Source organism: Actinomyces naeslundii (genome assembly GCF_001956585.1).
In the GTDB taxonomy this organism is placed as follows: Bacteria; Actinomycetota; Actinomycetes; order Actinomycetales; family Actinomycetaceae; genus Actinomyces; species Actinomyces naeslundii.
Map to the genome: position 1 here is coordinate 101002 of NZ_MSRR01000004.1, position 22987 is coordinate 123988.

General features: G+C 69.6%; 21 protein-coding genes and 1 pseudogene. 11 read left to right on the plus strand and 11 right to left on the minus strand.

The window, feature by feature from the left end; all coding sequences use genetic code 11:
* Nucleotides 1-15 precede the first annotated feature (15 nt).
* Both BKH33_RS02600 and BKH33_RS02605 read left to right on the plus strand, forming a co-directional pair.
* Nucleotides 16-1029, plus strand: coding sequence for an ADP-ribosylglycohydrolase family protein (locus BKH33_RS02600; RefSeq protein WP_043539668.1), 1014 nt, complete (start codon nt 16-18; stop codon nt 1027-1029).
* Entirely contained in the window at nt 1026-1958 is a 933-nt protein-coding gene (locus BKH33_RS02605) for a PfkB family carbohydrate kinase (protein ID WP_003784508.1), read from the plus strand. Before BKH33_RS02600 ends, BKH33_RS02605 begins: the two co-directional genes overlap by 4 nt.
* Here the strand turns inward: BKH33_RS02605 and BKH33_RS02610 are convergent.
* Nucleotides 1942-3393: an AMP-binding protein gene (locus BKH33_RS02610; protein ID WP_003784497.1), complete on the minus strand. Its 1452-nt coding sequence runs from the start codon at nt 3391-3393 to the stop codon at nt 1942-1944. The genes BKH33_RS02605 and BKH33_RS02610 overlap by 17 nt on opposite strands.
* 95 nt (nt 3394-3488) lie before the next feature.
* On the opposite strand from BKH33_RS02610, the gene BKH33_RS02615 reads away from it, so the two are divergent.
* Nucleotides 3489-3941, plus strand: coding sequence for a PLD nuclease N-terminal domain-containing protein (locus BKH33_RS02615; protein ID WP_003784503.1), 453 nt, complete (start codon nt 3489-3491; stop codon nt 3939-3941).
* Nucleotides 3942-3978: 37 nt separating this feature from the next.
* On the opposite strand, the gene BKH33_RS02620 is transcribed toward BKH33_RS02615, so the two are convergent.
* On the minus strand, nt 3979-4749 hold the full coding sequence (locus BKH33_RS02620; protein ID WP_143229052.1) for a hypothetical protein: 771 nt from the start codon (nt 4747-4749) through the stop codon (nt 3979-3981).
* Nucleotides 4746-5471, minus strand: coding sequence for a histidine phosphatase family protein (locus BKH33_RS02625; protein WP_076066977.1), 726 nt, complete (start codon nt 5469-5471; stop codon nt 4746-4748). Before BKH33_RS02625 ends, BKH33_RS02620 begins: the two co-directional genes overlap by 4 nt.
* 61 nt (nt 5472-5532) lie before the next feature.
* On the opposite strand from BKH33_RS02625, the gene dapD reads away from it, so the two are divergent.
* The gene (dapD, locus tag BKH33_RS02630) at nt 5533-6516 is read left to right on the plus strand and encodes a 2,3,4,5-tetrahydropyridine-2,6-dicarboxylate N-succinyltransferase (RefSeq protein WP_003780498.1); all 984 of its coding nucleotides are present in this window, start codon (nt 5533-5535) and stop codon (nt 6514-6516) included.
* Between the two features lie 18 nt (nt 6517-6534).
* Here dapD and BKH33_RS02635 read toward each other — a convergent pair whose 3' ends face one another.
* From BKH33_RS02635 to BKH33_RS02645, 3 genes are all read right to left on the minus strand, one after another.
* Nucleotides 6535-9120: an ABC transporter ATP-binding protein/permease gene (locus BKH33_RS02635; protein WP_076142507.1), complete on the minus strand. Its 2586-nt coding sequence runs from the start codon at nt 9118-9120 to the stop codon at nt 6535-6537.
* The gene (locus BKH33_RS02640) at nt 9117-10112 is read right to left on the minus strand and encodes an ABC transporter permease (RefSeq protein ID WP_076066975.1); all 996 of its coding nucleotides are present in this window, start codon (nt 10110-10112) and stop codon (nt 9117-9119) included. Before BKH33_RS02640 ends, BKH33_RS02635 begins: the two co-directional genes overlap by 4 nt.
* A 147-nt stretch (nt 10113-10259) precedes the next feature.
* Nucleotides 10260-12059, minus strand: coding sequence for an ABC transporter substrate-binding protein (locus tag BKH33_RS02645; RefSeq protein ID WP_003779509.1), 1800 nt, complete (start codon nt 12057-12059; stop codon nt 10260-10262).
* A 238-nt stretch (nt 12060-12297) separates the two neighbouring features.
* Here BKH33_RS02645 and BKH33_RS02650 point away from each other — a divergent pair, with 238 nt between their 5' ends.
* Genes BKH33_RS02650 through BKH33_RS02660 form a run of 3 tightly spaced genes read left to right on the plus strand, consistent with a single transcriptional unit; the run spans nt 12298 to nt 15787 of the window.
* Nucleotides 12298-13077: a succinate dehydrogenase cytochrome b subunit gene (locus tag BKH33_RS02650; protein WP_003779515.1), complete on the plus strand. Its 780-nt coding sequence runs from the start codon at nt 12298-12300 to the stop codon at nt 13075-13077.
* Nucleotides 13074-15035, plus strand: a complete 1962-nt coding sequence (locus BKH33_RS02655; RefSeq protein WP_003779496.1) for a fumarate reductase/succinate dehydrogenase flavoprotein subunit — start codon at nt 13074-13076, stop codon at nt 15033-15035. Before BKH33_RS02650 ends, BKH33_RS02655 begins: the two co-directional genes overlap by 4 nt.
* Complete coding sequence (locus tag BKH33_RS02660; RefSeq protein WP_003779503.1) at nt 15032-15787, plus strand: succinate dehydrogenase/fumarate reductase iron-sulfur subunit; 756 nt, start codon at nt 15032-15034, stop codon at nt 15785-15787. The genes BKH33_RS02655 and BKH33_RS02660 overlap by 4 nt, the downstream gene beginning before the upstream one ends.
* A 60-nt stretch (nt 15788-15847) precedes the next feature.
* Here BKH33_RS02660 and BKH33_RS02665 read toward each other — a convergent pair whose 3' ends face one another.
* Together BKH33_RS02665 and BKH33_RS02670 are read right to left on the minus strand one after the other, a co-directional pair.
* Nucleotides 15848-16675: a class I SAM-dependent methyltransferase gene (locus BKH33_RS02665; RefSeq protein ID WP_003779523.1), complete on the minus strand. Its 828-nt coding sequence runs from the start codon at nt 16673-16675 to the stop codon at nt 15848-15850.
* A gap of 171 nt (nt 16676-16846) precedes the next feature.
* Nucleotides 16847-17206, minus strand: coding sequence for a MerR family transcriptional regulator (locus tag BKH33_RS02670; protein ID WP_003779521.1), 360 nt, complete (start codon nt 17204-17206; stop codon nt 16847-16849).
* A 106-nt stretch (nt 17207-17312) separates the two neighbouring features.
* Between BKH33_RS02670 and BKH33_RS02675 the strand changes: the two genes are divergently transcribed.
* A complete protein-coding gene (locus BKH33_RS02675; RefSeq protein ID WP_003779512.1) occupies nt 17313-18497 on the plus strand; it encodes an MFS transporter in 1185 nt (394 codons plus the stop codon).
* On the opposite strand, the gene BKH33_RS02680 is transcribed toward BKH33_RS02675, so the two are convergent.
* Together BKH33_RS02680 and BKH33_RS14325 are read right to left on the minus strand one after the other, a co-directional pair.
* The gene (locus tag BKH33_RS02680; RefSeq protein WP_244157417.1) at nt 18479-19129 is read right to left on the minus strand and encodes a helix-turn-helix transcriptional regulator; all 651 of its coding nucleotides are present in this window, start codon (nt 19127-19129) and stop codon (nt 18479-18481) included. The two genes, BKH33_RS02675 and BKH33_RS02680, sit on opposite strands and share 19 nt — an antisense overlap.
* Before the next feature lie 132 nt (nt 19130-19261).
* Nucleotides 19262-19603, minus strand: a pseudogene (locus tag BKH33_RS14325) (helix-turn-helix transcriptional regulator); the annotation flags it as partial.
* On the opposite strand from BKH33_RS14325, the gene BKH33_RS02685 reads away from it, so the two are divergent.
* From BKH33_RS02685 to BKH33_RS02695, 3 genes are all read left to right on the plus strand, one after another.
* Nucleotides 19515-19916, plus strand: a complete 402-nt coding sequence (locus BKH33_RS02685; RefSeq protein WP_003779518.1) for a VOC family protein — start codon at nt 19515-19517, stop codon at nt 19914-19916. The pseudogene BKH33_RS14325 and the gene BKH33_RS02685 sit on opposite strands and share 89 nt — an antisense overlap.
* A gap of 56 nt (nt 19917-19972) precedes the next feature.
* Entirely contained in the window at nt 19973-20821 is an 849-nt protein-coding gene (locus BKH33_RS02690) for a VOC family protein (RefSeq protein WP_003779519.1), read from the plus strand.
* 65 nt (nt 20822-20886) lie between these two features.
* Entirely contained in the window at nt 20887-21135 is a 249-nt protein-coding gene (locus BKH33_RS02695) for a ribbon-helix-helix domain-containing protein (protein ID WP_003779507.1), read from the plus strand.
* Nucleotides 21136-21484: 349 nt separating this feature from the next.
* Here the strand turns inward: BKH33_RS02695 and BKH33_RS02700 are convergent, their stop codons facing one another.
* On the minus strand, nt 21485-22900 hold the full coding sequence (locus BKH33_RS02700) for a citrate synthase (RefSeq protein WP_004564612.1): 1416 nt from the start codon (nt 22898-22900) through the stop codon (nt 21485-21487).
* Between the last annotated feature and the right edge of the window lie 87 nt (nt 22901-22987).

Below are 22987 nucleotides of genomic sequence, written 5' to 3' on the forward strand. Positions count from 1 at the left end.
GCGGCTGCTGCGTCGATGTACAAGCGCGCCCTGGGGGCGCTGGCCGGACTGGCTCTTGGTGACGCACTGGGTATGCCCACCCAGTCCATGAGCCCGGAGCAGATCCGCCAGCACTACAACACGATCACCGGCCTGCACGATGCCGTGGCCGAGCAGCCCATCGCCCCGTCGATGCCGGCAGGCAGCATCACGGACGACACCGAGCAGGCCTTCCTCTTGGCCGGTCTCCTTGTGGAAGGCGACGGCCGCATCGATCCTCTCCGCCTGGCCGAGGCCCTTCTGAGCTGGGAGGACGACATGCGCTCCCGCGGCTCACTCGACCTGCTGGGCCCCTCGACCAAGCGCGCTCTGGAGCGGGTGCGCACCGGCGCAGATCCCCGTCGAACCGGCCGGGAGGGCACCACCAACGGCGCCGCGATGCGGGTCACCCCGGTGGGCATCGCCTTCCGCCTGGGCACCACCGGCGACGGCCTGGCCCAGGCCGTTCATGAGTCCTGCCTGGTCACCCACGACACTCGCCAGGGTTTCGAGGCGGCCGGGCTCATCGCCGCGGCAGTCAGCGCGGCCATCGACGGCGCCGACGCCGCCTCCGCCCTGGAGGCGGCTCTCAGCTTCGTGTCCGCCCATCCCGAGGAGGGGCACTGGACGGAGAAGGCCTCGGTGGCAGCCCGCGCTCGTCTGGCCCTGGAGACGAGCCGGGGCCTGCAGGGCGATGCCCTGGCCGAGCACCTGCGGACCTGCGTCGGGACCTCGGTGGAGTCGGCGGAGTCAGTCCCCTGCGCTCTGGTCATCGTGCACGAGTTCGCAAGACGCCCCCTGGCCGGCCTGTGCTTCGCTGCCGAGCTTGGCGGCGACACCGACACCATCGCCGCGATGGCCGGCGCGATCTTGGGGGCGAGCGCGCCCGACCTTCTCCCCGTCGAGCTGGTCGATCAGGTGCTGGAGCGCTCCGGCCTGGACCTCGGCCCGCTCTGCGAGGCCCTGCTCGCGATCCGTTCGGCGCCCTCACGCCTCGGGAGGCATGTATGACAGGCCGGGTCATTCACACCGGTCAGGTCGTCATTGACCTGACCTTGCGCATCGAGGCGATTCCCGAACCGGGCGGTGACGTGTTCGCCGACGAGGCAGGAATGGCCGTCGGCGGCGGCTTCAACGTGCTGGCGGCCGCCCGCAGGCTCGATGTCACGACCCTCTACGCCGGGCCGCTGGGTGAGGGACCCTTCGCCGAGACTGTTCGACAGGCCCTGGAGGAGATCGGCGTGGCCCACGTCGGACCAGTCGTGACAGGCGACCAGGGCTATTGCGTGGCCATGACCGACGCCCGCGCCGAGCGCACCTTCGTCTCCACGCGCGGGGCCGAGACCCGGGGTCCAGTCGACACCTTCGACAACCTCGAGGTGCTGGGCGACGACGTCATCTATCTCTCCGGCTACTCCCTGGCCGATGCGGCCTCCACGGCTGCGCTGGAGAGACTGGTAGGGAGGCTGGCTAGAGGCCGGACGGGCTGTCGGTCACTGTTCGATGTCTCCCCCATGGTCGGCTCCGTTTCGTTGAGCGACCTGGAGAGCATCGGTGCTCTCGAGCCGATCTGGTCGCTCAACGAGCGGGAGGCTGTCATGCTCGCCGCCCGCCTGGGGGTGACGGTGGAGCCCGGTGACCACGCCGGCGCCTGCACGGCGCTGTCGAGCAGACTCGGCACGGTGCTGGTGCGGGCCGGCGAGCAGGGTTCCTGGTTCGCCGACGGCGGCGCCGCGGCCCATACCCCGAGCATCCCCGTGACGCCGGTGGACACCAATGGGGCCGGGGACGCCCACTCCGGGGTACTGGCCGCCGCGCTGGCGCATGGCACGGACCTGGCGACGGCGCTGCGCTGGGCGAATGTGGCCGGCGCCCTGACGACGACGCGTTTCGGCCCGGCCACCTGCCCTAGCGGGGCGCAGATCAGGGCCCTGGCCTGAGAAGCTCAGCGGACTCACCGGGCTCGACGGGCTCTGCGACTGCGGTGAGGAGCCGGGTGACGGCGCGCCGGTCGACCTTGCCGCTGGGGCGCAGAGGCAAGGACTCCAGGACGACGATCCGTTTGGGGGCATGAGCGCCGTCCAACCGGAATCGGACCGCCTCACGCAGGACGACGCCGTCGGGTCTGCGCCGGTCATCGGGGCCTCCTGAGATCTTCTGACCGGCGGGGGGCTCGAGGACCACGGCAGCGGCCACGAGGCCGCCCCACTGCTCATCGGACAGGCCGACGACGCAGGCCTCAGCGACACCGTCGATGCCGGTGAGGGCCTCCTCGACATGGCGGGGCTCGACCTTGACGCCGCCGGTGATGATGACGTCGTCCAGGCGCCCCAGGACCTCCAGTCGCCCGTCGGGGCGCAGGCGGCCGCGGTCGGAGGTGGCCAGGACGCGTCCGCAGGAGCGGTCCTGGAAGGCCTCGCCGATGTCGTCGGGCGTGCGGTCAACGGGTTGCAGGTAGCCCTCCGCCAGGACCGGACCGGAGACGAGGACGCGGCCGATCCCATCGGCATCAGGGTCCCGGATGGACAGCGCGACGCCGTCCAGAGGACGGCCGTCGTAGACGCAGCCCCCGCCGGTCTCACTCATGCCGTAGGTGGTCACCACGGTGATGCCGGAGCCTCGAGCCCGGGCCAGCAGCGCGGGATCGGCAGCGGCGCCGCCCAGGAGAACGGCGTCGGCCGTGGACAGGGCCCGGCTCGCCGCCGGGTCCCGCAGGACCCGTACCAGCTGGGTGGGGACCAGCGAGACGTAGAGGCGAGGGTCTGTCGAGCCGGCCGTGGGACTAACCGCTGCGCCGGCCGCCGTACCGACCGCTGCACTGGCCGCTGCACCGGCAGGGACTCGGACGGAGCGCAGGGCGTCGGCGAGCGTCGTCGGGCTGAATCCCCTGCTCGTGTCCACCACGACCGGAGTGGTTCCGGCGATGAGGGAGCGGATGAGGATCTGCAGGCCGGCGACGTGGTGGGCCGGCAGGGGCAGGAGCCAGGTCCCCGATCCACCGAGGCGATCATGGGTGGCGCGGGCCGAGGCCACGAGGGCGGCGGCGCTCATGGCGATGAGCCGGCCGGTGCCGGTGGTGGAGCCGGAGGTCCGCAGGACCAGGTCGGTGCGCGGGGGAACTCGGGTGATGCGGCGGGCCAGGTCGGCTCGGACCCGCCCCTCGTCCTCGCCGGGGCCGATGGGGACGAGCAGCGGAAGGGGGCACGTGGTGCTCTCGACCTGCGCCCCGGCCGTGGCGCTGGAGGCGGGCGGATCGCCGCGGGCCGTGAGCAGGCCGCGCTGAGCCAAACGCTCCGCCAGGGCGGTGCGCAGGGCGGCGACGTCGTCGGGTGCGGTTCCTCCGGTCAGAAGGCGGAGGGTGGGCGGGACGGGCACGGGATGATCGTGCCATGGCTCGGACGCACGGGATGAACGGTCGGCTGCGGGCGGGCGGTGTCGGTGGGCCCGGTCGGCTCGGCTAGGGTTGGCCCATGCGTATCGTCCTCATCGTCCTGGTGTTCGCCCTGACGCTGTACGCCCTGCTGGACTGCGCGCGCACGCCCGAGGAGAGCATGCCGGCGCGGATGCCGAAGTTCCTGTGGATCATCCTCATCGTGCTGTTCCCGACCATCGGCCCGATCGCCTGGATCATCGTCTCGCGGGTCAAGGCAGCCGAGGAGCGCGGCGGCTACGTGGAGCCCACCGTGTGGTCCTCCAAGGAGGGAACGAGCTTCCGCCGCCCGCAGCGCGCCCAGCCCATGGCGCCCGACGACGACCCGGAGTTCCTGAGGGGGCTGGAGCAGGACATCCGCCGTCGTAAGCACCACCCGGGGACGTCCGCCAGCAGTCCCAACCACGACGAGGGCGGAACCGGGGAGGATGCCGAGGGGCCCGACGCCGGCGAGGCGGGCGACACCGACCGTTCCGGAAGCGACCAGCACTGAGCCGCCCCTGGCGACGACGGCCCGTGCGAGGGCCGGGTCAGGGAAGTGCGGCGGTTGTCCGGGGCCAGGGGCCGGTGTCGACGTCGTAGCCATGGGCCGCGGCGTGGACGAGCCAGTCGCCCGGGATCCAGGTTCGCCCCACGATCTGGGGGTGCTCGGGCATGTAGCGCACCGCCCACAGGATGAGGACGAGCTCGGCCCACTGGGCGCGGATCTTCAGGCGCACCGAGCCGGAGGCGTTGGCGGCGGCGATGACGATCTCACCGGTGGCGGTGCGCTGGACCTCCTGGATATCGGCGTAGGAGATGGGCATAACGCCCTCCCCCGTGCCCAGGTAGATGCCGTGGGTGGACACGGTCAGGCGGGCTGTGGCCAGGTGGCGCCACTTCTCGACGGCGTCGGCCTCTGCGGCGCGACGACGCCGATGGTTGAGATAGGCCTGCCCGCCGAAGAAGGCGGCCGTCAGGGCCAGGCCGACCGGCCCCCCGGCCAGGAAGAAGCCGCGAGAGGGGTTGTAGGTGGCGTCCCCGCGCCGCCACATGAGCAGCTCGGCGTCGCAGGTGGCCAGCATGACCTCACCGGATCCCAGAGCCGGGCGCACGGGGTCGATGGTGGGCGAGACCGGTTTGGGGCGCCGGCCCTGGCGGGTGGCGGTCAGGACGGCGGCGGTGTGCCACCACACGAAGTCCTGCCCGGTCCAGGGGCGCCGCGGGGCGGGGCGCGGGCGACCGGGGCGGATGACCTCGCCGGGGGCGCCAGTGCGCACGACCTCGCCGCCGACCGGGCGCGAGGGCGGCTGCTGGGTCACTGCGTCGCCTCGGCGCTGTCGACCTCGGCGGAGCGCTCTAAGTGGGCAGGGCGGCCGGTGGCGGCCCGGGCGGCGGAGGTGCCGGGCACCATGTCACGGGCCTGGCGCAGCAGGTCCCCGGCGGGCTCCCAGTAGGCCAGCCCCACCAGGGTGCGGCCCTCGAAGGTCAAGGAGGTCAGGGAGGCCAGGGCGCACTGGCGCCGGCGCGGGTCGTGGGCGAGGGAGCGCCCCTCCAGGAAGAGGCGCAGCGACCAGATGGGAAGCTGGTGGGAGACGAGGAGCGCCTCGTGGCCCTCGGCGACGTCGAGCGCGGCGACGACGGCGCCGCGCATCCGTTCGACGATCTCGCGGTAGGGCTCACCCCAGGAGGGGCGCAGCGGGTTGACGTAGCTGCCCCAGTAGGCGGGGTGGGCCAGGATCCAGCGGTTGCGGTTGACGGCCACGCCCTCGAAGGAGTTGCCTGCCTCGATGAGCCGGGCGTCCGTCGTCGGCGCCAGGCCGAAGGCGGCGGCGGTGGGGGCGCCGGTCTCCCGGGCCCGCTCCAGGGGTGAGGTGATGACCCGTGTGATGTCGTGCCCGGAGGCGGACAGGACGTCGGCGACCTGCTGGGCCATCTGGTGTCCCAGGGTCGAGAGGTGGTAGCCGGGCAGGCGGCCGTAGAGGATGCCCTCGGGGTTGTGCACCTCGCCGTGCCGCATGAGGTGGATCGTCGTACGCGCCATGCGGTGATTCTCGCACGCCCACCGGCGCCGGTCAGCCTCCAGGTCCCGTAGGGTGTTCTTCATGACGACTCGCAGCGCATGGGGTCTCGGTCTGGCGACCGTGACCGACGACGGTAACACCCTTGACGTGTGGTACCCCCGCCCGGTCCTCGGCGACGAGCCCGAGGACGGACACGCCGATCTACTGGGGACCCTGAGCGCGATGGAGCGTCGCGACGAGGCCCGCGGCGTGCACACCACCGTGGTACGCACCTGGGCCGACCTCGACGACGCCCCCCAGACCGTGGCCGGCGCCTACCTGCGACTGCATGTCCTGTCCCACCGACTGGCCACGCCCAACACCGTCAACCTCGACGGAGTCTTCTCCCGCCTGCCCAACGTGGTGTGGACCTCGGCCGGCCCCTGCCACGCCGAGGACTTCGAGACCACCCGCACCCGCCTGCGCGCCGCCCTGGGCCGCCCGGTCCAGGTGAACTCCGTGGACAAGTTCCCCCGCATGACCGACTACGTCCTGCCCTCGGGCGTGCGGATCGGAAACGCCGCGAACGTGCGCCTGGGCGCCTACCTGTCCGAGGGCACCACGGTCATGCACGCCGGTTTCGTCAACTACAACGCCGGGACGCTGGGACGCTCCATGGTCGAGGGCCGCATCTCGCAGGGCGTCGTCATCGGTGACGGCTCCGACGTCGGCGGCGGCGCCTCCACGATGGGCATGCTCTCGGGCGGCGGCCGTCAGCGCGTGGCCCTGGGAGAGCGCTGCCTGCTGGGTGCGAACTCGGGGCTCGGGATCCCGCTGGGCGACGACTGCGTCGTCGAGGCGGGCCTGTACCTGACGGCCGGCACGAAGGTCTCCCTCATGCCGCAGGGCGGCGTGGTGCCCGGTAGCCACGGCCTGTTCAAGGAGCCGCGGGTGGTCTCGGCCCGCGAGCTGGCCGGTGCCTCCAACGTCCTGTTCCGCCGCAACTCCCAGTCCGGTGCCGTCGAGGCGCTGGCCCGCGGCGGCAAGAGCATCGAGCTGAGCGCAACTCCGCACGCCGGCCAGTAAGACTCCTCGCATCCACTGCTACAGCGATTCGTACCGGCCGTCTTCCGTCTCAGCCGCGGGAGGCGGCCGGTCACGTTGAACGGTCCGCGCGCTCATGAGGAGCCGGGTGCAGGGGTGGGCGGGGTGCTTCATGAGCTCGGCCGTGGGGCCGGTCTCCACGAGGCGGCCAGCCTGGAGCACCGCCGTCGTGTCGGCGAGGTAGCGGGCCGAGGCCAGGTCGTGGGTGATGCAGAGGATGGACAGGCCGCATTCTTCGCGCAGCCCCAGCAGCAGGTCGAGGATGCCGGCGCGCAGCGGGGCGTCCAGCATCGAGGTGGGTTCATCGGCGACCAGCACCTCGGGCTCGCAGGCCAGGGCCCGGGCGATGGCCACGCGCTGGCGCTGCCCGCCGGAGAGCTCGTGGGGACGCACCCCCAGGAGCTCGGGCTCCAGGCCGACGGCGTCGAGCAGCTCGGCGGGGCCTCGGCCGGGTTCCGCGGTGCTCCGGTGCAGGGCGAGGGCGCGCCCCAGCGTGTGCCCGACGCTGTGGGCGGGGTTGAGGGGGGCGAAGGGGTCCTGGAAGACCATCTGCACCCGGCTGCGGTAGCCGCGGGAGGCGCGACGCGGCTCGCGGGTCAGAACGTCACGCCCGTCCAGGAGGAGGCGCCCGGCGGTGGGGGTCTCCAGGCGCGCGATGATGCGGGCGAGCGTCGACTTGCCCGATCCGGTCCGCCCCACCAGGGCGAGGATCTCACCGCGGTGCAGAGTCAGGTCGACGCCGTCCAGCGCACGAACAGTGCGCCGCGAGAGCAGCCCTCCGGCGGGGAAGTCCTTGCGCAGGCCTCGTACCTCCAGGACCGGTTCCGTAAAAGTCGGATGCGGGGACTCGGCACTCGGACGGTCCGGCAGCCCCGCGACAAGGGCCCGCGTCGCGGCGTGGGCGGGTGAGGTGAGGATGCCGCCGGCCGGCCCCTCCTCCACGAGGCGGCCCGCCTCCATGACGCCGATACGGTCGCACCTGCCCAACATGAGGGACAGGTCGTGGGTGATGAGCAGGACGGAGAAGCCAAACCGCGCCTTGAGGTCAAGGACCAGCTCCATGATCTCGCGCTGGACGACGACGTCGAGGGCCGTGGTCGGCTCATCCAGGACGAGCAGGCGGGGTCTGAGGGCCAGGGCCATGGCGATGATGACTCGCTGGCGCTGTCCTCCGGAGAGCTGGTGGGGGTAGGCGCGCAGGCGGCCGGCCGGGATGTCGACGGCGTCGAGCAACTCGGCGGCGCGCTCCAGAGCCGGGCGGTGTCGCAGGCCCTCGTGACTGGTGAGGACATCGGCGATCTGCTCGCCGATCGTCATGACGGGGTTGAGGGCGTTCATGGCGGCTTGGGGGACAACGGCGACCTCCCGCCAGCGCAGGCGACGCAGCTCGTCCCTATCCAGGGCCAGGACGTCGCGCCCGCCCACCATGATGCGGCCGCCGGTGACGCGCGCCGTAGGAACCAGCAGCCGCATGATGGCGGCTGCGACCGTCGTCTTGCCGCAGCCGGAGGGGCCGGCCAGCCCCACCACCTCGCCGCGGCCGACGCTGAGGCTGAACCGATCGGTGCCGACGACGCGGCGACTTCCACCGGAGTGCTCACCGGCGTCGTACTCCACGCTCAGGTCCTCGATACGTAGGACAGGCTCAGGGACGGTCCGCACACCGCTGTCCGGCTCGACCGATGGAGCCTGGGGCCGGCGCGTGCCAGGCGCCCCTGAGGCCGCGCGGCGCAGGCGGGGGTTGGTGGCCTCGTCGACGCCGGCGTTGATGAGGGCCAGGGCGTAGGCGACCAGCGCAATGGCGAGGCCCGAGGGCACGAAGGTCCACCAGCGGCCGGTCATGAGCGCGCCGTCGGTGGCGGCCCAGTAGAGGTTGGTGCCCCAGGACACGGAGCCGGAGCGGCCCAGCCCCAGGAACTCGAGCCCGGCCTGGGCACCGATGGCGGCGTTGACGCAGCCCAGCAGCGTGGACATGACGACCGAGGCCATGTTGGGCAGCATCTCCCCCACCATGATCCGCACCGGCCGTTCCCCGCTGACGACGGCGGCCTCCACGAAGTCCGTGCCGCACAGGCTCATGGCCTGGGCACGCAGGACGCGGGCGGCCCCGGCCCAGCCGGTGACGACGAGGACGATGAGGGTGCTGCCCCACCCCGGCGGCATGTAGGCGGCCAGGACGACGAGCAGTGGTAGGCCCGGTAGCAGGAGGAAGACGTTGGTGACCACGGACAGGGCACCGTCGACCGCTCGCCCCAGGTAGGCCGAGGCCAGGCCGACGACGAGGGCCACGAGCGTCGCCAGGAGTCCGGCACCCAGGCCCACGGCCAGGGAGGAGCGGGCACCCCACAGGGTCATGGCGAGCACGTCCTGCCCCTTGGGAGTCACGCCGAGCCAGTGGGCGGGGGCGGGGGCGGCGGCCGGTGCGCCCGTGATGCGGGCGGGGTCGCCGGGGCTGATGACGGGGGCCAGGAGCGCGGCGATGATGAGCAGGGCGAGGACCGCCGCCCCGGCCCCGGCTCGGCGGGAGCGGATCAGGGAGGCGAGCAGGCCGGTCAGGGGGCCACTGCGCCGTCGGGCCGGGCTCATGACTCCCCCTGTCCGCCGGCGCGCACGCGGGGATCGAGGCGGACGTAGACGAGGTCCACCAGGAGGTTCGCGGCCAGGACGGCGGCGGTGATGGTCAGGAAGATGCCCTGCATGAGCGGGTAGTCCAGGGCCCCCACGGCGCTGAAGAGCTGGTAACCGATGCCGGGGTAGGCGAAGACGACCTCGGTGAGCATCGAGCCGCCGACGATGAAGCCCAGCGACATGCCGATGCTGGTCACCGTGGGCAGAATGGCGTTGCGGGCGGCGTAGCGCAGCATGATCCGCGAGCGCGTGAGTCCCTTGGCCTCGGCCAGGAGGATGTAGTCCTGGGAGGCGGTGGCGATCATCGTGTTACGCATCCCCAGGGCCCAGCCGCCCAGGGAGACCGCCACGATGGTGAGGGCCGGAAGCGCGAGGTGCTGGGCGACGTCGGCCAGGAAGACGGGGCTAGACCAGTCCACGATGCTCCCGGCGGTGTAGGCGTGGCGCAGCGGGAACCAGCCCAGGCCCATCCCCAGAAGGTAGAGGGCGCCCATGGCCAGCCAGAAGTAGGGGAAGGAGCCGAGGAAGACCAGGAGGGGCACGAGGATCGAGTCGGCCACTCCCCCGCGCCGCCATGCCGCCAGGATCCCCAGCAGGCTGCCGGCCAACGCAGCGATGACCAGGGCGAAGCCGCCCAGCAGGACGGTCCAGCCGATCTGGCTGCCGATGACCTCGCTGACCGGCGCCGGGAAGCGGGAGATGGATACGCCCAGGTCCCCGGTGAGGATGGACTTGAGGTAGCGGAGGTACTGCTGCCACAGGGGTGCGTCGTCGATCCCGAACAGCCGGCGCAGCTGGAGGGCCTGCGTCTGGGTGAGGCGGGCGCCGGAGCGGGCGAACATGCGTGAGACGGGGTCGCCGGGCATGAGCCGCGGCAGGAGGAAGTTGAGGGTGACCGAGGCCCAGAAGGCCAGGAGGTAGTAGCCCAGGCGCTTGAGGATGTAGGCCACCGGCGCGCGCCTCCTTCCCGAGCATCGAGCGGCAAGCTGCTGCGGGCGGCCCGCTGCGCCGCCCGGAACAGTGTCCCCGTTCCGGCCGGGTGGCCGGTAGTCTCGCGAGGCCCCATCGGTGTGGGGCGGTCGTCCTGAGGTGAGGGCTTAGGCGCGGGGCCTGAGGGAGTTGAGGACCAGGACGGTAGTGGCGGAGCGGGTGCTCAGTGAGGCGTAGGGGTGGTCCTGGCTGGGCCAGCCGGTGAAGTGCTCGTCGGTGTAGGCGCCCCAGACCGGCCCGGGGAACAGGGGGATGACGGGCAGCTGGTCGGCGTAGCGCTGCTGGATCTCATGGCAGATCTCGATCTGGCGGGCCCGGTCGGTGGTGGCGGCGAACTGGCCGAGCAGCTCGGTGGCCCGCTGGTCGCCGAAACGGTGGTAGTTCTCCAGGGCGTGGGTGCCGATCGGCTTGACCTTCTGGGTGCTCATGGTCGCCTCGTAGTAGGTGTACGGCGTGGCGCCCAGCGTGGACCAGCACACGGCGGTCTCGAAGGTTCCGGTCTCCAGGGCGGCGGTGACCTCGGTCCAGTCAGGTGAGTCGATGGTGGCGCTGATGCCGACGTCGGCGAGGTTCTGCACGATGATCTGGGCCACGCTGAGCCAGTCCGACGACGTCGAGCCCACCTGGATCGTCAGGGCGAGCGGTTTGCCGTCCAGGCCGTGGCGCTTGGAGTCGGCCCCGAGCCTGTAGCCGGCGGCGTCGAGGGCGGCGGCCGCGGCGGCCTTGTCGAAGGTGCACAGGGGAAGGGCGGCCACGGCCGGGTCCTTCCAGGCCTGGAAGCCCTCCCCCAGGCCGGTGGGGTCGGCGGGCTGGGCGTAGCCGGACATGCCGGTGGCACAGATGGTCTTGCGGTCGATGGCCCGGCTGAGAGCCTTGCGGAAGGCGACGTCGTTGTAGGGGGCCTTGGTGGTGTTGAGGGTCCACTGGATGGTGGAGTCGGCGCCGGGGAACCAGTAGTGGCGGTGGTCGGGGTCCTTGTCGATGTAGGCGGTCTGGATGTCGGCCATGTACTGGGGAGCCCAGTCGACGTCGCCGTTGACGGCGGCCAGGTTGGCGCTGTCGTTGCCGGCGAAGGCCAGCATGCGGATGCCGGGAACCGACGTTCGACGAGCGGTGCGGCTCGCGGTCTCACCGGCGGAGGGACTCGCAGAGGTTCCTGCGGAGGCGCCCGTGCTGGGGGCACCGGCGTCGTCGCTCTGGTGGTTGTTGCCCCAGTAGGTGGGGTTGGGCATGAGGTCGAAGGACTGGGTCTGGAAGCCTGCGACCCGGGTGAAGGGGCCGGTGGCCACGGGGTCGGGGTTGGGGAACTTGGCGGGCTCGGAGATGGCGGACCACACGTGGTCGGGGGCGATGAGCTGGCTGCCGAGCTCCTGCAGGGCGACGGAGTTGGGACGGGTGAAGATGAGGGTGACGGCGGTGGCGTTGTTGGCAGTGACGGAGTCGAGGTAGTCGTAGCCGCCGGCGACGGCGCGGTGGACCGCGAAGGTGGTGACGACGTCCTTGGCCACCAGCGGCCTGCCATCGGACCAGGTGACGCCGGGTCGCAGGTGGAAGGTGAGGGCGGTAGCGCCCTCGGACATCGCCCAGGACTCGGCGAGCCAAGGGGTGATCTCGCCATTGAGGGGGTTGACGATGAGGAGGGGCTCGTAGATGGCCTGCCCGGTCATGGGAGCGCTGTTGGTGGTGAAGGGGTTGAAGTTGCGGGTGAAGGTGCCCATGTCCTCGCGCGGGATCGTCAGCAGGCGCGGGCCGTCGGCCTTTCTGGAGCAGCCGGAGGCGGCTAGGAGGACGGCGAGGGCACCGGTGGCGCCTCCAGTCAGGACCTGACGGCGGGAGGGGCCGGGGCTGCGCAGCGACACCGGTGAGACCGGCGTGCCCGGTAAGACCGATGAGACCTCAACGGGCACGGCTGGTCCTTTCGTCGATGGAGCTCCTACTTCCTGGGCGAGGTTATCGCGTGGCAGGTTCGTTCATCCCGGTACCGGTAACGGAGGCGATGACCGCCACGCCCCACGGGAGCTCCGCGAGCACGAGAGGCCCACCTTCGGGCCGGCCCGACGAAACACAGGGTTCACACTCTATGCCAGTATCACAGTTTTCGTTATCATAATTATGGGTTGTTCTACGCAAAGGAGGGGAGACCAGATGGCTGCGACGTCCACGGTCGTCCGCACTCCTGAGGCTGCTCAGCCCGCTGGTGACGCGCTTCCTCCCCGGCGCAGGCGCCGCACCCCCGTGTGGGCATCGCAGCGCGTCCTCAAGGCGACGATGGCGATCACCGGCACGGTCATGGCCCTGTTCGTCGTGGTCCATATGGTCGGCAACCTCAAGGTTCTCGCGGGCCCGGAGGCGTTCAACGGCTACGCCGCCTGGCTGCGGCAGGTCGCCTACCCGCTCCTGCCGCACGAGGGGCTCCTGTGGGTGATGCGCCTGGCCCTGGGAGTCTGCATCGCGGCGCACGTCGCTGCGGGGATCACGCTGTGGCGACGTGCCAGGAGCGCTCGCGGGGCCTTCCGGCGCCGGGCCCTGCCCGCCCGCACCATCGGCGCCCGCTCCATGCTGGTGACCGGCGTCCTCATCGGGGTCTTCGTCCTCATCCACATTCTCGACCTGACCATCGGCCGTCTCATCGCCCCTGAGGGCTTCCAGGCGCCGACGACGTCGAACGGTGAGCTGCAGGTCAGCGCCTACCACAACCTCGTGGCGAGCCTGTCGCGCCCCGGTATGGCGGTCTTCTACAGCCTGGTCATGCTGGCGCTCTCCCTCCACCTGGCCCAAGGCCTGTGGAACGTGGTCATCGACCTGGGCGGCACCGGCCCCAGGCTGCGAAGGGTGTGCCGCGCCGTCGCCCTGGCCGTGGCCCTGGCCATCGCGGTCGTCAACGGCCTGCTGCCGGTGCTGATCTGCACGGGGGTGATCGGATGAGCGCGAGCGCGCCGCGGGCCGTCGGTGGCCTGTACGACGTCGGCGAGGACCTTGATGCGCACCTTCCGGACTGTCCGCCCGAGCAGGCCTGGGAGCGCCGGCGCGACGAGTACCGCCTGGTCAATCCCGCAAACCGCCGCAAGCTGACCGTCATCGTCGTGGGCGCCGGACTGGCCGGTGCCGGCGCGGCCGCGACCCTGGGGCGCCTGGGCTACCGGGTGGAGTGCTTCAGCCTGCACGACGCCCCGCGTCGCGCCCACTCGGTGGCCGCGCAGGGAGGGATCAACGCTGCCCGGGCCCGCAAGGTCGACGGCGACTCCCTGGCGCGCTTCGTCAAGGACACCGTCAAGGGCGGGGACTACCGGGGGCGGGAGGCCGACGTCGTGCGCCTGGGAATGGAGTCCGGCCGGGTCATCGACCACATGGAGGCGATCGGGGCGCCCTTCGCCCGTGAGTACGGCGGTCAGCTCGCCACCCGCTCCTTCGGCGGGGTGCAGGTCTCGCGCACCTACTACACGCGCGGGCAGACCGGGCAGCAGCTGGAGATCGCATGTGCCCAGGCGCTCCAGGAGCAGGTCGCCGCCGGGAGCGTCCACATGCACTCCCGCACCGAGATGCTCGACCTCATCGTGGCCGACTCCCGTGCTCAGGGCATCGTCACCCGGGACCTGCTCTCCGGTGAGGTACGCGCCCACACCGCTCACGCCGTCGTGCTGGCCACCGGCGGCTACGGCAGCGTCTACCACTACTCGACCCTGGCCATGGCCTCCAACGCCACCGCCACCTGGCGCGCCCACCGACGCGGGGCTGCCTTCGCCTCCGCCTGCATGGTGCAGTTCCACCCCACGGCCCTGCCGGTGAGCTCCCGATGGCAGTCCAAGACGACGCTCATGAGCGAGTCCCTGCGCAACGACGGGCGCATCTGGGTGCCCGTGACCCCCGGGGACGAGCGGCCCCCGAACGAGATCCCCGAGGACGAGCGCGACTACTACCTGGAGCGCAAGTACCCGGCCTTCGGCAACCTCACCCCGCGCGACGTCGCCTCGCGCAACGCCCGCGAGCAGATCGAGTCCGGCCGCGGCGTCGGGCCGCTGCGCAACTCGGTCTACCTCGACTTCCGCGACGCGCTGGAGCGGCTGGGCAAGGAGACCATCGCCTCGCGCTACGGCAACCTGTTCGAGATGTACCTCGACGCCACTGGCGAGGACCCCTACGAGGTGCCCATGCGCATCGCCCCGGGCGCCCACTTCACGATGGGCGGACTGTGGGTGGACTTCGACCAGATGTCCACCATCCCGGGGCTGTTCGTGGGCGGGGAGGCCTCGAACAACTACCACGGCGCCAACCGCCTGGGGGCGAACTCGCTGCTGAGCGCCAGCGTGGACGGCTGGTTCGTGCTGCCGCTGGCCGTGCCGAGCTACCTGGCCGGGCTGGTGGGCAGTAGGCCGCTGAGCCCCGACGCGCCGGAGGCGCTTCAGGCCGTGGCCGACACCCGCGAGCGCATTGAGGCGCTCATGGCGGTGGACGGGACCCACCGTCCGGTGTGGTTCCACCGCCGTCTGGGCGAGGTCCTCTACGCCGGCTGCGGGGTCAGCCGCTCCGAGGCGGGGCTGCTGCGCGCCCTGGAGGAGGTGCGCGCCCTGCGCGAGGAGTTCTGGGCCGACGTCACCGTGGTCGGTGGCCGGGCGCGGCTCAACCAGGAGCTGGAGAAGGCGCTGCGGGTCGCCGACTTCCTGGAGCTGGCGGAGGTCATGATCCTCGACGCCCTGGACCGGCGCGAGTCCGCCGGCGCCCACTTCCGCGAGGAGTACGCGACGCAGGGCGGCGAGGCCCAGCGCAATGACGAGACCTGGTGCTCCGTCTCGGCCTGGCAGACGGGACCCGACGGCGGGCACACGCGCCGCACGGAGCCACTGAGCTTCTCGCTGGTGCCCATGCAGGTGAGGGACTACCGATGAGGATCGAGCTGGAGATCTGGCGGCAGGACGGGCCGCGGGCACGAGGCTTCTTCGAGAGCCACGTGGTGGAGGACGCCGAGCCGCAGATGAGTCTGCTCGAGCTGCTCGACCGCCTCAACGACCAGATCATCGAGGCCGGTGGTGAGCCGGTGGTCTTCGAGTCGGACTGCCGGGAGGGGGTGTGCGGGGCCTGCGGCTTCCTCGTCAACGGGGTGCCGCACGGGCCGATGGACACGACCCCGGCCTGCCGTCAGCACCTGCGGGCCTTCCCCGGAGTGAGGCGCTTCCGGCTGGAGCCGTGGAGGTCTGCGGCCTTCCCGGTCATCCGGGACCTGGTGGTGGATCGCACGGCGCTCGACGAGCTCATCCGGGCGGGCGGGACCGTGGACGTGGCCGCGGGGACCGCCCCGGACGCCGACGACGTCGCCCAGGGGCACCTGCAGGCAGAGCGGGCACTGGACTTCGCCGCCTGCATCGGCTGCGGGGCCTGTGTGGCGGCATGCCCGAACGGGGCGGCGGCGCTCTTCGCGGGGGCGAAGCTGGCGCACCTGTCGCTCATGCCGGCCGGGCGCATCGAGCGGGGACGCCGGGCCCGGGCGATGACCCGGGAGCTCGATGAGCTCTTCGGGCCGTGCTCGGAGTACGGCGAGTGCCTGCCGGCGTGCCCGGCGGGGATCCCGATCGAGGCGATCGCGCTGCTCAACCGGGAGGTTCTGCGCGCAGGTCTGCGCGGGGCGACCCACGACGACTGACGCCGCCCTCGCCATCAGGGCCGACGACCGGCCCCCAGACCTCGCAGGAGGGGACGGGGCTCAGGATGCGGGCTTGTGGGCGACGAGGGCGATGCCGACCATGTCCTTCTCGTAGCGCTTGAAGGTGCCTGCCATCTCCTGGACGCGCCGGCGCAGCGCCTTGTCCGCGGCGACGTTGCGCGCGATCCGCAGGAAGCCTCTTACTCCCTCGTCGCGGATGTTGCGGCCGACCTTGAGCAGGGCCATGGGGGCGGTGTCGACCCAGTCGACGACGAGCCCAGCGTCCTCCATGAGCTCCTTCCAGGCAGCGGCCGTCATGGGGCGGGCGTTGACGTGGATGGAGCGGGCCAGGTCGCGGCGCAGCTGGGTGTAGTACTCCTCATCGATGTCATCGGGGGTGACGCCGAGCTCGTGGATGGCGTAGCGCCCGCCGGGGCGCAGAACACGGGCGGCCTCGGCGACGATGGCGGCCTTGCCCTTGTCCCCCTGCATGGTGAGCATGGCCTCACCGACGACAACGTCAGCGCTGGCGTCATCCAGGCCGGTGTCGGCGGCCTCGCCCTGGCGGACGGAGCCGAGGTTCCCAACGACGGCGGCTACGCGCCGGGCGGCGTCGGGGTCGCGGTCAATGGCCGTGTAGGAGGCGGGGTGGTCCTTGATGATCTCGGCGGCGGTGCGCCCCAGGCCCGGGGCGAGCTCAACGACATCGGCGTCCGCCAGGTGAGCGTGGCCGAGCATGGCGGCGGACAGGGCGGCGCCGCCGGGGCGCAGGACGCGCTTGCCGGCACGGGCCAGGACCCAGTGACCGGGGGCGGAGGCGATGGGGCGGTCGGCATGGGGCAGCGGCAGGTCGGCAGAGGCGGTGGAGTCAGCAGGCTTCTTGCTCATAAGGTCAGCCTAACCATAGCGACTCCACCACGGACAGAGCCCGACGCCGATGACTCCATGACGCGACCAAGACCCCTGGAAGGCCCGGGGCTCGGGAGGGGAATGTCGGCGCGGCAACCGAACTCGGCACGCACCCGTCGAGTACGACGCCACTACCGCGGCTATGAGGCGTTAAGGAGGATCGACGTCTTGAAGGTTGTCGAGGAAGCTCCTGATGACGTCAGCACCGCTCGAGAGCACCTCAATCTGCTCCTCGATGTCGCGGAGCCGTCTGCGTAGCTCGGGCGCAACGGAGGGGCAGGCTCTCAACTCACCGTTTTCCGTGGCACAGGGCAGCACCGTCCTGATGAGCGAAAGCGGGAATCCGGCGTGAGACAGCGCGACAATCTGGCGAGCAGCTAAAACTTCCCCTGCGCCGTAGTCGCGATAGCCATTGTCACGGCGCGTGGGCGCCAGCAGGCCCTCAGTCTCGTAATAGCGCAGCATCCGCGGGCTGGTGCCGGCGCGCCGGGCAGCCTCGGAGATGCGCATGCGTGACTCTCCTCAAACAGTTCAATGGACCGCGTCAGCATCTCTTGACATTGACAGTTCTGTCAAGGTTTAGCGTTGAGGCACTCTCTACGGACTGGAGATTGCTATGGACCGAAAACTTTCACTACTCGGGTTCGCGGTCATGTTCCTGATCGGTTCGGACACCTTCGTCGTCGCACCACTGATGCCATCGCTGGCCAAGGCTTTCGACGTGTCGACGACGCAGAGCGGCTGGCTGGTCAGCGTCTATGCGATCGGCTACGCGCTCACCGGACTGGCGTCCGGGCCGATCTCGGACCGAGGTAACCGCCGGATCATCCTTACGCTTGGGATGGTGGTCTTCGCGTTGGCAACAGCAGCCTGTGCAGCTTCCCCTGGTTTCTGGACGATGTTCATCTTCCGTTTTATCACTGGCGGTGCCGCGGCCGTGGCCGCACCGCAAGTGTGGGCAATGATTCCTACCCTCGTCGGCCCGGATCAAAAAATCGTTCTGCGCGTCATGGGATATACGACCGCCGGGTTGTCGATCGCTCAGGTTGTCGGGGTTCCGCTCGGAAGTCTCCTCGCAATCATCAACTGGCGCATTGTCTTCCCCGTCATCGGGGTCTGCGCGTTGGCACTAACAGTCACGCTCTGGCACCAGATCCCTGATATCCGCCCGACCGTGGCGGCTAAGAAGGTACCATACCTGACCCTGCTCCATGTGCCGCAGGCAATCACGAGATTTCTTTCCTACCTCGTGTACACCCTGGCATTCTTCACCGTATTCACCTACGCACCGACATGGCTGGAGGACGGCCTGGGCACCTCGAAGACCACCGTGGCACTCATCGTCCTGGCCGGCGGGATCGGTAACACGATCGGCAGTCTCTTCGGCGTCCGGCTGACCGGCCGCATGACCCCAGCCCAAGCCATCTACCTGAGCGCTGCGGTGATGGGCATCGCCTACCTGACGCTCGCCGCATCCCCCGCCCCGATCTTCGTGGGCCTTGTGTTCCTGCCTCTCTTCGCCTGCGGAGGCGCAATGCTCAGCGTCCGCATGCTTCACCTGCAGCAGCTCGACAGCACAGCACGTGGCACCATCTCCACCCTCACCAGCGCGGTGATGTACATCGGGACAACGGTGGCCGGGCTTATCGGTGGTCCACTGCTCACTCTCACCGGCAACTTCGCTGCTATCGGCATCACCGCGTTCCTGTTGAGTACCGTCAGCGCACTGATGATCCGTCCAAGCCGTCTCAGAACTGAGGTCGATGATCTGACATCGATTCATCATCTCGGGGAACCATAATGCGCAACCAGCTCTGAGCCGATACGGGCGAGTTCAGACCGCAGGCAAGGTGGCGACAAGACGTCAATGCGGTCACCCCACCCCGCTAGCCTCTCAGCCAATCCGACTAGCATGTGGGCGCGAACTTCAACGACACTCATATCATCCTCCTCAAGGAGAGTGAAATACCTTCCGAACTGATAACGCAGCACAGGAACGATCGATGAGTGCACCCGCAGCACCGCAGCAACCCCGGACCGCTTTCCCTCAATGACGTCAGCTTGAGCATCCCAATAGGCAGTCATATCAAAATTTTCCGGAGGGTCGAACACCTCATTCGTTTCGATGATCTCCTCAAACCTCGATACTCGATATATCCGCATTCCACATTCACCATCAGCGATGAGGTACCAGACACCCGCCTTATTCACCAGCCCTAGAGGAAGCAGACGCCGAACACTACACTCCCCATATTTTGACTGATAGGAGGCAACCGCCACTCGACGCTGGGCGATGACATCGCAAAGCCGGCTCAGGCCCGACGTTGCATCATCGGTCAACTCACCCCAGGCAACACGGTCATCATGAACTGCTGTCATCAACCGTTCAGCCTCATCACGCAGAGAAGACGGCAAGGCCTGGATAAGCTTCATCGTGGGCACCTGAGTTTCCGGGTCGTTCAGTGCCGCCGTTCCTAGCATCCGCGACAGCGCTCGCGCCTCGCCCGCAGACATGCCAGTCAGATCAGTTCGAGCACCTCCGACAAGGCGCCAGCCACCGCCTCGCCCCGGCTGTGAGTAGACCGGGATTCCCGCCGTCGATAGGGCTTCGAGGTCTCGTCTGGCAGTAGCTGGCGAGACCTCGAGCTCTGCGGCCACTTGGGAGGCAGTCATCCTCCCCCGCGATTGGAGGAGCAACACGAGGGCGATCAGACGGTCTGCACGCACACTAAAGATCATCTCAGACAATGTGCGCACCGGATGAGCACTTTCAGTTCTAGGTTGAGAGCCACAAGGCATCTCACCGAAAGGACATGCCATGACCATCCTGCAAGGACTCACCACAATGGTTCTTACCGCTGACGACGTCGACGCCGCCTCTCGCTGGTACGCAGACCTACTGGGCATCACTCCGTATTACCGCAGTCCGCAAACCGGCCCTTGCGCCTACACTGAGTTCCGCATCGGTCCGGACGAGGACGAACTGGGAATAATGGATCGCTCCTTCATGACACCATCCCCGACTCCGACAACAGCACCCATCACCTACTGGCACACCGACGATATTCACACGACGTTCACCACCCTCGTCGCGCACGGGGCACATGCTCATACGCCGATCACCGAGCGTGGGGGCGGATTCACAACAGCGTCTATCGTTGATCCATTCGGGAACGCGGTCGGCATCATGCACAGTCCCCACTGGAGGGCGCGCCACTAAAGGCTGGCAACGCAACGCTTCAGCGGCCCCAACGCATATCGCGGTACGGTGTCCGCATGGATCAGCGCATCATCCCTGCCATCTGGTGCAACGGCACCGCCGATGAGGCGGCCCGGTTCTACGCAGATGTCTTCCGCGAGGGCTCCGTCGTCGAGCAGGCACCTGGGCTCGCTGCCACGGTCAGCATCCATGGCTTCCGCCTCTCGCTCATCAACGGCGGCGACCAGTACGCCCCGAACCCGTCGCTCAGCTGCATCCTGAACTTCGACCCGCTCCTGTTCGGCGGTGAGGACCAGGCCCGGGCCTACCTCGATGAGCTCTACGAGCGGCTCTCCGGCGGCGGTGTGCTCATGGAGCTGGGCGAGTACCCCTTCTCTCCGCGCTACACCTGGGTTCGCGACCGCTTCGGCATGACCTGGCAACTCATGCTCACCGACCCGGCCGGCGAGCCGCGCCCCTTCATCCTGCCCTCCTTCATGTTCGGTGGAACCAACCACGCCAACGCCGAGGAGGCCACCGAGGCCTGGATCGCCCTGTTCGACGACACCCGCCGCGGGGCCCTGCGCCGCTACGAGGAGGGCGGGCCGATGGAGGCGGGGACCGTCATGTTCACCGACTTCACGCTTCACGGCACCTGGATGGCAGCCATGGACTCGGGGACCTTCCACGACTTCACCTTCACACCCGGGGTCTCCATGATCGTCTCCTGCCGGGACCAGGAGGAGATCGACCGCTACTGGGCGGGGCTGTCGGCCGTGCCCGAGGCCGAGCGCTGCGGCTGGTGCGTCGACCGCTGGGGCGTGTCCTGGCAGGTCGTCCCCCACAACATCGCCGAGCTCATGGCCGACGTCGCCGTGCGCGAGAAGATCCTGCAGATGGGCAAGATCGACCTGACCAGGCTGTAGGCCGCCGAGCTCACCACGACGGTCTCGGTGACGTTCAGGCAGGTATTTCGCATCACACTTGTCATGTGGAAACCATTAATGGCGTACCGGTCACCGACGAGATGATCCAAGAGTGGGCCGACGAAGCGGAACGTGGATACATCGTCGAAGTGCTGAAGAAGCGAGGACGCCGCCCTATCGGGGATGGTGCGGCGCGGGTCGTCCCAGTCCGCATGGACGAGAGTCTGGCGGCCGCGGTCGACCAACGCGCTGAGAAGGACGGCACCAGCCGCTCCGAGATCATCCGCTCAGCCGTACGAGCATTCGTCGCCTGATCGACTGATGCCCAGCAGACCAGGGGGCCTGCTCCACCTCTGGAACAGGCACCCCCGATTCGGTAGAGCATCAGTCGGACACTCCTGATGCGGTGGAGTGCTGCCCAGTGGTGGCGTTCGTATCGGCGGGAGACCCCATTCACCTTTGATGACAGCCAGCTGGCCTACGAGCGACTGGTGGCGCCCCGGAAGCAACTGATCGACGACGTACTTCTGCATCGGGGACGTACTTCTCCCGCAAACCACTGAGGGCGGACCTCAGTGGTTTGCGGGAGAACGCAGTTCTCGTCGGAAAAGTACGTCCCCGGTCCGGATCACCGCGGCCGCGAGCAACCAGCGTGAGCCCGGATCAGACCCTGGTGACGCGGTCGAGGCTGGGCACGCCGGCGCGGGTGGCCGGGTACTGTCCGTCGTCGTGCTTGCGGCGGTGCATGGCCACGTAGTGACGCTCGGTGGAGCCGTCGTAGACCTGGCGGGGCCGCCCGATGCGCTTGGCCGGGTCGGCGATCATCTCGCGGTACTGGGCGATCCAGCCCGGCAGCCGACCGAGGGCGAACAGGGGCGTGAACATCTTCGTGGGGAAGCCCATCGCCTGGTAGATGAGGCCGGTGTAGAAGTCGACGTTCGGGTAAAGGCTGCGCGAGACGAAGTACTCGTCGCGCAGCGCCGTCTCCTCCAGCTCCATGGCGATCTCGAGCTTGCGGTCGCCGTCGTCGGAGCCCAGACGGGTCAGGACGTCGTGGGCGGTCTCCTTGACGATCGCGGCGCGCGGGTCATAGTTCTTGTAGACCCGGTGGCCGAAGCCCATGAGCCGGACGCCGTCCTCCTTGTCCTTGACCTTGCGGACGAACTCGGCCGTGCTCATCCCCGAGCTCTGGATCGTGTCCAGCATCCGCAGGACGGCCTCGTTCGCGCCGCCGTGCAGCGGGCCAGACAGGGCACCCACGCCCGCGGCCACGGAGGCGTACATGTTGGCGTCGGCCGAGCCCACGAGGCGCACGGTGGAGGTCGAGCAGTTCTGCTCGTGGTCGGCGTGCAGAATGAGCAGCATGTCCAGGGCCCGCACCACGGCCGGGTCGATCTCGTAGGACTGGTAGGGCATGCCGAAGGTCAGGCGGATGAAGTCCTCGACGTAGGAGCGCTGCGGGTCGGGGTAGAGCAGCGGCAGGCCGATGGCGCGCCGGGCGATATAGCTGATCATCGTGGGCAGCTTGGCCAGCAGCAGCACCGTGGCGAGCTCGCGCTCGTAGGGGTCGTGCGGATTGAGGGTGTCCTCGTAGTAGGTGGCCAGGCCCGCGATCCCCGCCTGGAGGATCGCCATCGGGTGCCCCGAGGAGGGGAAGGAGGTGAAGAAGCCGCGGAAGTCCTCGTGCAGGAGGCGGTGGCGCGAGATGCGCCGCTCCATGCGCTCGAAGGACTCACGGTCGGGCAGCTCGCCGTAGATGAGGAGGTAGGCGACCTCCAGGAAAGTCGAGGACTTGGCCAGCTCCTCGATCGGGTAGCCGCGGTAGCGCAGGATCCCGGCCGCGCCGTCGATATAGGTGATCTGCGAGGTGCACGACGCCGTGTTGGTGAAGCCCGGGTCCAGCGTCACCACGCCGGTGGCGCCCAGCAACTTGGACACGCCCAGACCGTCGGCACCGTCAGTCGCCCGGATGCGCGGCAGCTCGAGGCTGTGACCGTCCAGGGTCAGCAGGCCGGGGCCGTCGACGACGCCGGACCGGTTCTGCTCCGACTGCTCAGCGGGGGTGGGTGTGCTCGTCATCATGTCTCCTGGGGCTCGGGGCCGCGCGCATCGCGACGGCGAGGCCTGGGCCCACGGGGTTCCGGCGGACCCACCGCCCACTGTACG

Excerpts from the sequence above, each read along its gene's own strand:
- BKH33_RS02600 (WP_043539668.1), top strand. The coding sequence starts at position 16 with ATGTACAAGCGCGCCCTGGGGGCGCTGGCCGGACTGGCTCTTGGTGAC.
- BKH33_RS02605 (WP_003784508.1), top strand. The coding sequence starts at position 1,026 with ATGACAGGCCGGGTCATTCACACCGGTCAGGTCGTCATTGACCTGACC.
- BKH33_RS02615 (WP_003784503.1), top strand. The coding sequence starts at position 3,489 with ATGCGTATCGTCCTCATCGTCCTGGTGTTCGCCCTGACGCTGTACGCC.
- BKH33_RS02625 (WP_076066977.1), bottom strand. The coding sequence starts at position 5,471 with ATGGCGCGTACGACGATCCACCTCATGCGGCACGGCGAGGTGCACAAC.
- dapD (WP_003780498.1), top strand. The coding sequence starts at position 5,533 with ATGACGACTCGCAGCGCATGGGGTCTCGGTCTGGCGACCGTGACCGAC.
- BKH33_RS02635 (WP_076142507.1), bottom strand. The coding sequence starts at position 9,120 with ATGAGCCCGGCCCGACGGCGCAGTGGCCCCCTGACCGGCCTGCTCGCC.
- BKH33_RS02650 (WP_003779515.1), top strand. The coding sequence starts at position 12,298 with ATGGCTGCGACGTCCACGGTCGTCCGCACTCCTGAGGCTGCTCAGCCC.
- BKH33_RS02655 (WP_003779496.1), top strand. The coding sequence starts at position 13,074 with ATGAGCGCGAGCGCGCCGCGGGCCGTCGGTGGCCTGTACGACGTCGGC.
- BKH33_RS02660 (WP_003779503.1), top strand. The coding sequence starts at position 15,032 with ATGAGGATCGAGCTGGAGATCTGGCGGCAGGACGGGCCGCGGGCACGA.
- BKH33_RS02665 (WP_003779523.1), bottom strand. The coding sequence starts at position 16,675 with ATGAGCAAGAAGCCTGCTGACTCCACCGCCTCTGCCGACCTGCCGCTG.
- BKH33_RS02670 (WP_003779521.1), bottom strand. The coding sequence starts at position 17,206 with ATGCGCATCTCCGAGGCTGCCCGGCGCGCCGGCACCAGCCCGCGGATG.
- BKH33_RS02675 (WP_003779512.1), top strand. The coding sequence starts at position 17,313 with ATGGACCGAAAACTTTCACTACTCGGGTTCGCGGTCATGTTCCTGATC.
- BKH33_RS02680 (WP_244157417.1), bottom strand. The coding sequence starts at position 19,129 with ATGAAGCTTATCCAGGCCTTGCCGTCTTCTCTGCGTGATGAGGCTGAA.
- BKH33_RS02685 (WP_003779518.1), top strand. The coding sequence starts at position 19,515 with ATGACCATCCTGCAAGGACTCACCACAATGGTTCTTACCGCTGACGAC.
- BKH33_RS02690 (WP_003779519.1), top strand. The coding sequence starts at position 19,973 with ATGGATCAGCGCATCATCCCTGCCATCTGGTGCAACGGCACCGCCGAT.
- BKH33_RS02700 (WP_004564612.1), bottom strand. The coding sequence starts at position 22,900 with ATGACGAGCACACCCACCCCCGCTGAGCAGTCGGAGCAGAACCGGTCC.